Origin of the sequence: Oxalicibacterium flavum, from assembly GCF_014635065.1 — a bacterium.
Taxonomy (GTDB): domain Bacteria; phylum Pseudomonadota; class Gammaproteobacteria; order Burkholderiales; family Burkholderiaceae_D; genus Oxalicibacterium; species Oxalicibacterium flavum.
Genome location: NZ_BMCG01000002.1, coordinates 578,455 through 590,784 on the forward strand (window position 1 = coordinate 578,455; position 12,330 = coordinate 590,784).

Sequence of the window (12,330 nt, forward strand, 5' to 3'; positions counted from 1 at the left end):
TTAATGATGCGCTGAATTGCGGAATTCCATGACACCGGCAACGGTGAGGAAGGATCCGAAAACCGCAATTCTATCATTCTCCCCCGCTCGGCTCAGGGCATTTGCAAAAGCGAGTGCGGGGCTGGCGAAGCTCTGCACGGTGTGTTCGGAGCCGGTTTCGGCCAGTGCGCTGTCGGCCGCCAGCAAGGCCGCCTTGAGTTCCTCGCCGCTGGCGGCGCGCGGCAGCGGCAGATCGGTCACGCACCAGTGGTCGATACGGCCCTTGAGATGCGCGATGACGCCCTCGATATCCTTGTCCTGCATGGCGCCGAACACTGCGTAGGTATAGGGATGAAAGCCCATGTTGTCGAGGTTCTGCGCCAGCGTGGCGGCCGCATGCGGATTGTGCGCGACGTCGAGGATCACGACCGGCCTGCCCGGCAGCACCTGGAAGCGCCCCGCCAGTTCGACCGTCGCCAGTCCGCTGCGCACATCCTGCGCGCTGACCGGCAGACGCAGGCGCAAGGCCTCGAGTGCGGCCAACACCGAGGAGGCATTGAGTAACTGGTTGGCGCCACGCAGCGCCGGATAACCGAGCGCATTGCGACGGTTGCCGCGGCCGCTGAAGTTCCACTGCTGCTTGTCGCCCGCATAGTTGAAGTCGCGTCCGAACAGCCACAGGTCGGCACCGATCTTTTCCGCGTGCTCGACCAGGGTGGCCGGCGGCACCGGGTCGCCGCAGATCGCGGTCCGGCCGGCGCGGAAGATGCCGGCCTTCTCGAAGGCGATCTTCTCGCGCGTGTCGCCCAGGTATTCGGTGTGATCGATATCGACGCTGGTGACGATCGCCACGTCGGCGTCGAGCACGTTGACCGCATCGAGCCGGCCGCCGAGGCCGACTTCGAAGATCACGGCGTCGAGGCCCGCGTCGGCAAACAGCTGCATTGCCGCCAGCGTGGTGAACTCGAAGTAGGACAGCGACACTGCGCCGCGTGCCTGCTCGATCTTGCCGAAGGCGTCGATCAGGCCTGCATCGTCCACCGGCTGGCCGTCGATGCGCATGCGTTCGTTGAACACCAGCAGGTGCGGCGAGGTATAAAGCCCGACACGGTAGCCGGCACGCAGCAGGATGGTTTCCAGCATGGCGCAGGTGGACCCCTTGCCATTGGTGCCGCCGACGATGATGACCGGGCACGAAAACGCCAGTCCCATCGCATCCTTTACCTGCTGCACGCGGGCAAGGCCCATGTCGATGGCCTTGGGATGCATGGCCTCGAGACGGGCCAGCCAGGCATCGAGAGTGACGGGAAGCGTATCCATGGATGAAGTCATGTGCGGGAAGCCGTATATGCGGGCCGGTCGGTCAAATAAAAAGCCCGAACCTGCGTGAGGTTCGGGCTTGTCTTTTCAGCCATGCGCTCAGGCCAGGACGTCTGCCGACTGGTTCTGCAACAAGGCCAGCAGGCGCGCCAGTTCCTCGCGCAGCTTGCGACGGTCGACGATCATGTCGACGGCGCCCTTCTGCACCAGGAATTCGGCGCGCTGGAAGCCTTCCGGCAGTTTTTCGCGCACCGTGTTCTCGATCACGCGCGGACCGGCAAAGCCGACCAGCGCCTTGGGTTCGGCAATGACGACGTCGCCGAGGAAGGCGAACGAGGCCGACACGCCGCCCATGGTCGGGTCGGTCAGCACCGAGATGAACGGGATTTTCTTTTCAGACAACTTGGTCAGCATGGCCGTGGTCTTGGCCATCTGCATCAGCGACAGCAGACCTTCCTGCATGCGCGCGCCGCCGGTGGCGGTAAAGCAGATGAACGGCACCTTCTGCTCAAGCGCGGTCTGGGCTGCGCGCGCAAAGCGTTCGCCGACTACCGAACCCATCGAGCCGCCCATGAATTCGAACTCGAAGCACGCCACCACCACCGGCAGGCTCATGATCGAGCCGCCCATGACGATCAGCGCGTCGGTCTCGCCGGTGGCTTCGAGCGCGGACTTCAGACGGTCCGGGTATTTCTTGCTGTCCTTGAACTTGAGCGTATCGACCGGCAGCACTTCCTGCGCGATGTCGTAGCGGCCGCCGGCGTCCAGCAGCGCGTCGAGACGGTCGCGCGCGCGGATGCGCATGTGGTGCGTGCACTTGGGGCAGACGTGGATGTTGGATTCCAGATCGGTACGGTACAGCACCGATTCGCATGACGGGCACTTGACCCACAGGCCTTCCGGTACCGACTTGCGCGGCGCGCTGTCGGAACGCTGGATGCGTGGGGGAAGGAGTTTTTCTAGCCAGCTCATCGCGACCTCTTTCAAATTTCGAGTTGCCGAATTGTACCGTTTGCACGGTCATTCGCAAAAAATGCGGTTCCTTGCGGAAAGAGCGGTATTTTACTGCTCCGCAAGGACATTGCCACCTTATTCGTCAAGCGCCTGGCGGATGCCGGCGATGAAGCTGCGCACCGCCTCGGTGGCGCGCTCGGGCGGCGTGTTCTCCAGCTCCTGGATGATGCGGCTGCCGATCACCACCGCGTCCGACACCGCCGCCACCGCCTTGGCGGTCGCCGCGTCGCGGATGCCGAAGCCAACGCCGATCGGCAGCTTGACGTGCTGGCGGATGGCGGCGATGCGCGCTGCCACTTCCTGCGTATCGATATGGGCGGCGCCGGTCACGCCCTTCAGCGAGACGTAATAGCTGAAGCCGCTGCCATGGGCCGCCACCTGCCTGATGCGCTCCTCGGTCGAGGTCGGCGCCAGCAGGAAGATCGGATCGATACCGACCGCCTTCAGCATGGCCGAGAATTCCTCGCATTCCTCGGGAGGATAATCGACCACGATGGTGCCATCGACGCCCGCTTCCTTTGCCGCCTGCACGAAGGCGGCCTGCCCCATGCGTTCGATCGGGTTGGCGTAGCCCATCAACACCACCGGCGTGGTCGCATCGGTCTTGCGGAACTCGCGCACGTAGCCGAGCACATCGCGCATGCCGACGTTGAACTTGAGCGCACGCTCGCAGGCGCGCTGGATCACCGGGCCTTCGGCCATCGGGTCGGAAAACGGCACACCCAGTTCGAGAATGTCCGCACCGCCGGCCACCAGCGCGTGCATGAGCGGCACTGTCAGTTCGGGCGACGGATCGCCGGCCGTGATGAAGGGGATGAGACCTTTTCGTTTTTGCGCCGCCAGAGCGGTCAGCGTGGAATGGATTCTGGACATGGGTTCCTGCAAATGATGCGAAATGGTGCTGCGGCAGTGCAAACGGTTCGCCGCTGTGGACAAGGAAATGGCGGCCCGACTGACGGCCGCCATTCTTCAATCGAACTTCAATCCCATGCGCTGGGCGACGGTATGCATATCCTTGTCGCCGCGCCCCGACAGGTTGGCCAGCACGATCTTGTCCTTCGACAGCGTGGCGACCAGCCTGGCCGCATAGGCCAGCGCATGGCTCGATTCCAGCGCCGGAATGATGCCTTCGGTATGGCAGCAGTCGTGGAAGGCCTGCAGCGCTTCCTCGTCGGTGACCGTCACATACTGCGCGCGTGCCGAATCCTTGAGCCATGCATGCTCGGGGCCCACGCCAGGATAGTCGAGGCCGGCGGAAATCGAATGCGTCTCGATGATCTGGCCGTTGGCGTCCTGCAGCAGATAGGTGCGGTTGCCGTGCAGCACGCCCGGCGAACCGGCCGTCAGCGAGGCCGAGTGCTTGCCGGTTTCCAGGCCTTCGCCGGCGGCTTCCACGCCGACCAGTTGCACGCCCTTCTCTTCGATATAGGGATAGAAGATGCCCATCGCGTTCGAACCGCCGCCGATGCAGGCGATCACGTAATCGGGCTGGCGGCCGGTCATTTCCGGCAGCTGTACCTTGCATTCGTCGCCGATCACGGACTGGAAGTCGCGCACCATCATCGGATACGGATGCGGCCCGGCCACCGTGCCGATGATGTAGAACGTATTCTCGACATTGGTGACCCAGTCGCGCATCGCTTCGTTGAGCGCGTCCTTGAGTGTCCTGGAACCGGACTCCACCGGCACCACCGTCGCGCCCAGCAGCTTCATGCGATAGACGTTCTGCGCCTGGCGCTTGACGTCCTCGCTCCCCATATAGACCACGCATTCGAGACCGAAGCGCGCGCAGATCGTCGCCGTCGCCACGCCATGCTGGCCGGCGCCGGTTTCGGCGATGATGCGCTTCTTGCCCATGCGGCGTGCCAGCAGCGCCTGGCCGATGACGTTGTTGATCTTGTGGGCACCCGTGTGATTCAGGTCCTCGCGCTTGAAATAGATCTGCGCGCCGCCCATCTTTTCCGACCAGCGCTTGGCATGATAGACGGGGCTCGGACGACCGACGAAATGCTTGAGGTCGTAGCGGAATTCCTCGAGGAAGGTCGGGTCCTTGCTGTAATGCGCGTAGGCCTTGTTGAGTTCGTCGAGCGCATGGCTCAGGGTCTCGGACACGAAGCTGCCGCCGTACTGGCCGAAATGCCCTTTCGCATCGGGAAAATGGTAAGGCGCCGTCTGCTGCACGGTAGTTTCCGTCACAGCCTGCCGCTCGGCGAAGTTGCCGAGCGCATTGATTTCTTTCATGCGTATTCTCTTTTGAAGTTAGTCCGGCTGCGCGGCGTCGGCCGCGCGCACTGCGCCGATGAAGGCGCGAATCTTTTCCGCATCCTTGATTCCCTTGGCCGCCTCGACGCCACTGCTGACATCGACCGCGTGGGGTCGGATACGGCGTACCGCCTCAGCCGCGTTTTGTGCGTTCAAGCCACCACTCAAAACGACCCGAGGCGCGATGCTTTCCGGAATGAGAGACCAATCGAAGACCTTTCCGCCGCCGCCATAGCCATCGACAAAGGCATCCAGCAACAGGCTGGAAAACAAGGGGCTGGCAGCGCGATATTGAGCCTCGTATTCTAGCAAATCGGCAGCGCTCATTTCCGCTTTTACACGCAGGGCGCGCATGAACGGCCGATTGACTGCCTGCGCGATGGCCGCGCACTCGGCAGCACGCTCGTCGCCATGAAATTGCAACAGGGAAACCGGCGCCTGCGCCAGCACCGCCCGCACCTCTTCCAGGCTTGCATTGACGAACAGGCCGGTGGTGGTGACAAAAGGCGGCAAGGCAGCGATCAGCCTGCCGGCATCCGCAGGCGCAATATAACGCGGGCTCTGTTGATAGAACACCAGGCCGATGGCATCCGCGCCAGCGGACACGGCTGCCTGCACGTCCTGTTCGCGCGTGAGGCCGCAGATCTTGATTCGGGTGCGATGCATTGTGAAGTCTTGTCTTCCGTCCTGAATGTCGTTGATGGTCAAATCGATGGCCACAAGGCATTGAACACCGGTGCCTGCGGCAGATTCCATTTGGGATCGTAATCGATTTTAGCCAGATACAAGCCGTCGGGCATGAAGGTCGGCGCCGCCAGGGCACGGTCCCCGGTTGCCAGCACCTTGCCGATCCAGGCCGGCGGCTGGTTACCCACGCCCACCACGATCAGCGAACCCAGGATGTTCCTGACCATGTGATGCAGAAAGGCATTGGCCTTCAGCGTGAACAGAAACAGGTCACCACGCTGCTCGATGGTGATCGCATGCATGGTCTTGACCGGAGAATTGGCCTGGCATTGCGATGAGCGGAATGCCGAAAAATCATGCTGCCCGATCAGGCAGGCTGCCGCATCCCGCATGCGCGCCAAATCCAGCGGGCGGAACACCCAGCCGGCACGCGCTGCCAACAGGGGCGAACGTACCGGATGGTTATAGAGAACGTATTGATATTGCCGCGCACTGGCGCTGAAACGTGCATGGAAATCCGCGTCGTGCTGCCTTGGCACTTCGGCCGCCCAGCGCACCGCGATCGATGGCGGCAGGAAGGTATTCACGCCGCGCACCCACGAGTTCATGTCGCGCGTCAGTGTCGTGTCGAAATGCACGACCTGCTCCAGCGCATGCACGCCGGTATCGGTACGGCCGGCGCACATGGTATCGACGTTCTGCAGCGTGAAGGACTTGAGCGCGGCTTCCAGCCTGTCCTGCACGGTCAGGCCGTCGGGCTGGGTCTGCCAGCCACGCCATGGCGCACCGTCGTACTGCACACCGAGCACGATGCGTTTCGAGTCATTGGTCATGAAGACGGAACATCCGATTGAAAGAAAACGGGCGCAAGCATAGCATTGCGCCCGTCTCGATGTGGAGGGAAGCGATCAGTCCAGCTTGCCCAGCAACTCGCTTGCCCTGGCCGACTGTTCGCCGTTGCCGCCCTTGAGGACTTCCTCGAGCAGTTCGCGCGCGCCTTCCTTGTCGCCAATCTCCTGGTATGCCAGCGCCAGATCGAGCTTGGTCGACATTTCGGCACTGCCCAGGTCGTCACCCTCGTCGAGTCCATCCAGCACCGGCAACTCACCGGAGGCCTTGGCGCCGTCCTGCGGGTCCAGTTCCAGCGAGATATCGGACAGATCGAAGTCCTGCGGCGAGGGCGTCGCGGCAGGCGCCGCTTGCTCGCCAGCAGATGGAAACTCGAGATCGAAGGATTCCGGCAGCAACACTTCCGGCGCCGCGGCACTTGGCTCGGCCTTGGCTGGCGCAGGAGGTTCGATCGTCGGCTCCGGCGAAGCAGCCGTATCGTCGGTTGCGGAGCCGGCAGATTGCGGCGCTTCAAGGAAATCGAAATTGATGGCGGTCACTTCCGGCGGCAAGCCCGGGTCCGTCACCGGCGCGCGCTGTTCCGGTGCCGGCTGGGTCTGGTCGCCAAAACCGTCGAGATCGAACTCGAGGTCGGCCACTTCCGGTGTCTTGTCCTCCACCCTTTCGGCGACAGGAGGCTCGACCTTCGACGTCGTCTCGGGCAGATCGGTCAGGTCGAAGTCCAGCGGCGCCTCGGCGCGGCTGCCCGTCCCCTCATCGGCGACATTGGTGTCGGCTTCCAGCGGCTGGGTCGGTGCAGTCAGTAATGCTGCCTTTTCCGCCAACTCGTCCGAAACCGCGCCGGATGCATACAACGGATTGGACGGATCCAGGGCCAGCCCCAGCGCCGCCGCCTGCTTCCATTCCTCGCCCTCGCCGCGCGTCATGCTGTAGAGCTCGGTGGCAAGGATTTCGAAGGAGCGTACGTCGTTGCGGCTGGAATAGATTTCCAGCAGCTTGACGCGCACCGCATGGCGATCCGGCTGATTGCGCAAGGCTTCCTTGAGGATTTCCTCGGCCTGCGCATCGCGGCCGTAGGCGATATAGACGTCGGCTTCGGCGATCGGATCGACTTCGTTGGTGTCGAGCTGGCTGGCCGACGGCACGAAATTGGAATTGAAGACGCTGTTGTTGGTGTCCACGCTCTGGCCGCCGGTGGAACCGAACAGCGAGTTTGACTTGAGGCTGGAATCGGTGATGATGCTGTCTTCGAACGATTTGGCCGGCTGCTTGCGGCGACGCGAGCTATAGATACCGAGCGCAGCAAGCAGCGCCAGCAATGCGGCCGCACCCGGCAGGAACATCGGATTGTTGCTGAGGTCCTCGAAGAAACCGGGCGGCTGTGCCACCGGTGCCGGCGGCTTGGGCTTCTTCTTGGCCGGCGGCGGGTTGTCTGTCGCGGCATTCTGCGCTGCCGGTGACTGGGCACCTGCAGCATCTGCCACCGGCGGCGTTCCTGCTGCCGGCGTTGCCGCCTCGGACGACGGCTCGGCCACAGGCGCGTCTGGCTGTGCGTCCGCTGCCGGTACCGCAGGCGCTGCGTTAGCCGGCGTCACTTCGGCCTGCCCCTGACGGGCAGCCAGATCCTGATTCTTGATTTCGAGCAGTTTCTGCAGGTCGTTGACGTTCTTTTCCAGCTCGCGCACGCGCGCATTGGCATCTGCCAGCGCCTTGTCGCGCGCGATCAACTCTTCCTCGCCAACACCTGCCGTCCTGCCGGCCGCGCCACCGGTCTGGCCGGTCGCACCGGAGTTGGAAAGCTGGAGCCGGTCCTGGGGCGCACCTGACGCCGACTCTTCCTGCACACGGGCAGTGATGCTGCCGCTGGCCGCCTGACGCCCGACCTCGGAAGGACGTGCTTCGGACGCCGCAGTGCGGGCCGCCAGCTTGTCGCGATAGGCGTTGAAGTCGGCCGCCTGCGCAACCACCACACCACGCGCTTCGGAGGTTTCGATAGTTTCGGCTTCGGTCGCCAGCGGGATCGACAGAATCTGCCCGGTACGCAGTCGATTCATGTTGCGATCGACGAAGGCGTCTGGATTGGCACGATACAGCGCGACCAGCATCTGGTCGAGCGATACGCCCGGTTCACGATAACGGTTGGCGATCTTGGCCAGCGTATCGCCCTTGCGCACGGCGTGCTCATCTCGCGATTTTGCCGACCCGGACTGCGGCGCCGGTGCCCGCGCCGGCACGGCTGCCGGAGCAGGCGCGGATCGCGGCTCCGCAGCCGGTGCATTGGCTGCCGAAGCAGATGCCGACACCGGTGCGGGGGACGATGCGGCGGCAGGTGGTGGTGGCAGCGAAACCTGGCTGTTGACGACAGGCGCGACCGCCGCCGGACGCGCGGAGCGCATTTCCGGCGGATCGAGCAGGAAGGTGTATTCGCGGACCAGACGGCCGGGCGTGCCGCCCAGTTCCAGCAGCATATCCACGAAGGGTTCATTGACCGGCTGGGTCGAGGTCACGCGTACCACCGGTCCGCCCGGACGCTGCTCGACTGCAAAACGCAACGACAGCAGGGTCGGATTGAGTTCGATATTGGCCTGCCGATAGGCTTCCGCCGGCGCCAGCCGCGGTGCCAGGTTACCCAGCTCATCCGGCGCTACCGAAGTCAGCTCGATCTCCGCGCGCAGCGGCTGTCCCAGCGACGACTGTACCGTCAACCGGCCGAGACCTGCGGCGTGAACGCTCGACAGCACGGCAACCGATAACAGCGCCGCGCTCAGCGTCTTTAACTTGAATGAGGAAGGGGAGCGGAAGTTCGTCCGTGTTTTCGACCGTATTTTGAATGACATGAAGAATATTCCGTTGGTCTGCGTCAAGAAATCGGGAGCCCGGTATCAACGCTCATTTATCGTTTTTGTAAGAACTTTCACCATAGCATTGCGGATTTTCCGGTGCAAGCGCAAGTATCCCGGCAAATAAATGTAAAACCCGCCGCTTACTCTCTGTCACAGAGTAAAACGGCGGGCAAAATGTTGCGCCACGACAACGCGGCGCCTGCACAGACTTATTTGGCCAGAATGATGCGCAGCATGCGACGCAAGGGTTCTGCGGCACCCCACAGCAGCTGGTCTCCGATCACGAAGGCCGAAACGTATTCCGGTCCCTGGTTGAGCTTGCGCACGCGGCCGACGCCGATGTCTAGACCGCCGGTGATGGCGGCCGGCGTCAGTTCCTTGACGGTGACGGCGCGCTCGTTCGGCACCCATTTGACCCACTGGTTGCCGGAACGGATGATGGATTCGACCTCGTCCAGCGGCACGTCCTTCTTCAGCTTGATCGTCAGCGCGAGGCTGTGGCAGCGCATGGCGCCGATGCGCACGCACAGGCCGTCGACCGGAATCGTCTGCGCGGTGCCGAGGATCTTGTTGACCTCGGCCTGACCCTTCCACTCTTCCTTCGACTGGCCGTTGTCGAGCTGCGCGTCGATCCACGGGATCAGGCCACCGGCCAGCGGCGCGCCGAAGAATTCGGTCGGCACGTCCTGACGGATCGCCTGCGCCACCTTGCGGTCGATGTCGAGGATCGCCGACGACGGTGTCGCCAGTTCACTCGCCACCGCGCCATGCACCACGCCCATGCCGGCCAGCAGCTCGCGCATGTGGTTGGCACCGCCGCCGGAGGCAGCCTGGTAGGTCATCGAGCTGACCCAGTCAACCAGGCCTTCGCGGAACAGGCCGCCGACGCCCATCAGCAGGATGGAGTTGGTGCAATTGCCGCCGATGTAGTTCTTGACGCCCTTGCCCAGCGCATCTTCGATGACGTTGAGGTTGACCGGATCGAGCACGATGACGGCATCGTCCTTCATGCGCAGCGTCGAAGCCGCATCGATCCAGTAACCGTCCCAGCCCGCCGCGCGCAGCTTGGGGAAAATCTCGGTGGTGTAGTCGCCGCCCTGGCAGGTGATGATGATCTCGCACTTCTTCAGTGCCTCGATGTCGTTGGCATCCTGCAGCGTGGTTTCGTTCTTCGCCAGTGCCGGGGCCTTGCCGCCCTTGTTCGAGGTCGAGAAGAATACCGGTTCGATATGGTCGAAATCGCCCTCTTCCTGCATGCGCTGCATGAGGACCGAACCGACCATCCCACGCCAACCTACGAGACCAACTAGCTTCATCATCATTTCCCTTGTAACGGACGGCGAACAACGCCGCCCTGTTAATCGAATGCCTGCCGCAGGGTTACCGCGCGAGCTGGATCAGGCCAGTGCCTTGAGAACGGCATCGCCCATCTGCGTGGTACCGACCTTGGTGGTGCCGGCTTCATAGATGTCCGGCGTGCGCAGGCCCTGCTTGAGCACGGCCTTGACGGCCGCTTCCACGCGGTCGGCCTGCTCCGCCTTGTTCAGCGAGTAGCGCAGCATCATCGCCAGCGACAGGATCTGCGCCAGCGGGTTGGCCATGTCCTTGCCGGCGATGTCGGGCGCCGAACCGTGCGACGGTTCGTACAGGCCCTGGTTCTTGGCGTTCAGCGAAGCCGACGGCAGCATGCCGATCGAGCCGGTCAGCATGGCGGCCGCGTCAGACAGGATATCGCCGAACATGTTGCCGGTCACGACCACGTCGAATTTCTTCGGTGCGCGCACCAGCTGCATGGCGGCGTTGTCGACGTACATGTGGTCGAGTTCGACGTCCGGGTATTCCTTGTGCACGTCGGTCACGATGTCGCGCCAGAACTGGAAGGTTTCCAGCACGTTGGCCTTGTCGACGCTGGTCAGGCGCTTGGACCGCTTCTGCGCCGCCTGGAAGGCGACGTGGGCGATGCGGCGGATTTCCGGTTCTGCATAGCGCATGGTGTCGAAGCCTTCGCGCTCGCCCTTGAAGGCGCCGTCCGGGCATTCGCGCACGCCGCGCGGCTGGCCGAAATAAATGTCGCCCGTCAGTTCGCGCACGATCATGATGTCGAGGCCGGAAACGATTTCCGGCTTCAGCGACGAGGCGCCGGCCAGTTCCGGATACAGGATCGCCGGACGGAAGTTGGCGAACAGCGACAGGTGCTTGCGCAGGCCGAGGATCGCCTGTTCCGGACGCAGCGAACGCTCCAGATTGTCGTACTTGAAATCGCCGACCGCGCCGAACAGGATGGCGTCTGCTTCCTTGGCAACCTTCAGCGTGGATTCCGGCAGCGGATGGCCGTGCGCGGCATAGGCGGCGCCGCCGACCGGCACGGTTTCGGTTTCGAATTTTTCGCCAAGGGCGTTCATCACCTTGACTGCCTGGTTCATGATTTCAGGACCGATGCCGTCGCCGGGAAGGATTGCGATTTTCATGTGGATGATTTCAGAAAGTTAAAAATAAGTCGGTGCGCAGGTGCCATCGGGATCAGATCGTGTTCGACAGCCACGGCTGCGTCGCCAGATGGCGTTCCTCGAAAGCACGAATCTTGTCGGCCTTCTGCAGCGTCAGGCCGATGTCGTCGAGGCCGTTGAGCATGCAGTACTTGCGGAAGGCATCGATCTCGAACGGATAGTTGGTGCCGCCGTCGGTGGTGCCGACGAGCTGCTTGTCGAGGTCGATCACGAGGCGGAAGCCCGGGAACGCCTTGACCTCGTCGAACAGGTGATCGATCTGCGATTCGCCGAGCACGATCGGCAGCAGGCCGTTCTTGTAGCAGTTGTTGAAGAAGATGTCGGCGAAGCTCGGCGCGAGGATCGCGCGGAAACCGTACTGGCTCAGTGCCCACGGCGCATGTTCGCGCGACGAACCGCAACCGAAGTTCTTGCGCGTCAGCAGGATGGAGGCACCCTGGTAGCGCGGCTGGTTCAGCACGAAATCCGGGTTCAGCGGCCGGTTTGAATTGTCCTGGCCGGGCTGGCCGACGTCGAGATAGCGCCATTCGTCGAACAGGTTGGGACCGAAGCCCGTGCGCTTGATCGATTTCAGGAACTGCTTGGGAATGATGGCGTCGGTATCGACGTTGGCGCGATCCAGCGGCGCCACCAGGCCATCGAGAAGAGTAAATTTTTCCATGCTATCCAACTCAACTAATATGACGCCGCGACCAACCGCGAACGCCGGTCATGCGCCGGGCATCGGCGCACAGCGGGCAATCTCATTTGCCCTGGATTTTTTCGCCGGCGCGTTCGACGTCCTTGCCGAAACCATTCACCGTATTGCAAGCGGCCAGCAGCCACGCGGAAGCGATCAACAAAACCACGACTTTTTTCATCTTTTTCTC

At 62.9% G+C, this 12,330-nt stretch carries 11 protein-coding genes; all 11 read right to left on the reverse strand.

All coding sequences use genetic code 11. From position 1 onward, the window contains the following. Positions 1 to 1,311 (reverse strand): bifunctional tetrahydrofolate synthase/dihydrofolate synthase, encoded by a 1,311-nt coding sequence (gene folC, locus IEV38_RS06255; protein ID WP_188395295.1) that lies wholly within the window; start codon positions 1,309 to 1,311, stop codon positions 1 to 3. Positions 1,312 to 1,398: 87 nt separating this feature from the next. After that, positions 1,399 to 2,271, reverse strand: coding sequence for an acetyl-CoA carboxylase, carboxyltransferase subunit beta (gene accD, locus IEV38_RS06260; RefSeq protein WP_188395296.1), 873 nt, complete (start codon positions 2,269 to 2,271; stop codon positions 1,399 to 1,401). 117 nt (positions 2,272 to 2,388) lie between these two features. Then, positions 2,389 to 3,186, reverse strand: a complete 798-nt coding sequence (gene trpA, locus IEV38_RS06265) for a tryptophan synthase subunit alpha (protein ID WP_188395297.1) — start codon at positions 3,184 to 3,186, stop codon at positions 2,389 to 2,391. A gap of 96 nt (positions 3,187 to 3,282) precedes the next feature. Continuing rightward, positions 3,283 to 4,554, reverse strand: coding sequence for a tryptophan synthase subunit beta (trpB, locus tag IEV38_RS06270; protein ID WP_188395298.1), 1,272 nt, complete (start codon positions 4,552 to 4,554; stop codon positions 3,283 to 3,285). An 18-nt stretch (positions 4,555 to 4,572) separates the two neighbouring features. After that, complete coding sequence (locus tag IEV38_RS06275) at positions 4,573 to 5,331, reverse strand: phosphoribosylanthranilate isomerase (RefSeq protein WP_188395299.1); 759 nt, start codon at positions 5,329 to 5,331, stop codon at positions 4,573 to 4,575. Continuing rightward, positions 5,280 to 6,095 (reverse strand): tRNA pseudouridine(38-40) synthase TruA, encoded by an 816-nt coding sequence (truA, locus tag IEV38_RS06280; protein ID WP_188395300.1) that lies wholly within the window; start codon positions 6,093 to 6,095, stop codon positions 5,280 to 5,282. Before truA ends, IEV38_RS06275 begins: the two co-directional genes overlap by 52 nt. A 75-nt stretch (positions 6,096 to 6,170) precedes the next feature. Continuing rightward, positions 6,171 to 8,948, reverse strand: coding sequence for a motility hub landmark protein FimV (locus tag IEV38_RS06285; protein ID WP_188395301.1), 2,778 nt, complete (start codon positions 8,946 to 8,948; stop codon positions 6,171 to 6,173). A gap of 215 nt (positions 8,949 to 9,163) precedes the next feature. Further along, positions 9,164 to 10,276 (reverse strand): aspartate-semialdehyde dehydrogenase, encoded by a 1,113-nt coding sequence (gene asd, locus IEV38_RS06290; protein WP_371869844.1) that lies wholly within the window; start codon positions 10,274 to 10,276, stop codon positions 9,164 to 9,166. Positions 10,277 to 10,351: 75 nt separating this feature from the next. Continuing rightward, on the reverse strand, positions 10,352 to 11,422 hold the full coding sequence (gene leuB, locus IEV38_RS06295; RefSeq protein ID WP_188395302.1) for a 3-isopropylmalate dehydrogenase: 1,071 nt from the start codon (positions 11,420 to 11,422) through the stop codon (positions 10,352 to 10,354). 52 nt (positions 11,423 to 11,474) lie between these two features. Continuing rightward, positions 11,475 to 12,122, reverse strand: a complete 648-nt coding sequence (gene leuD, locus IEV38_RS06300) for a 3-isopropylmalate dehydratase small subunit (RefSeq protein WP_188395303.1) — start codon at positions 12,120 to 12,122, stop codon at positions 11,475 to 11,477. Positions 12,123 to 12,204: 82 nt separating this feature from the next. Further along, entirely contained in the window at positions 12,205 to 12,321 is a 117-nt protein-coding gene (locus IEV38_RS06305; protein WP_188395304.1) for an entericidin A/B family lipoprotein, read from the reverse strand. Positions 12,322 to 12,330 lie beyond the last annotated feature (9 nt).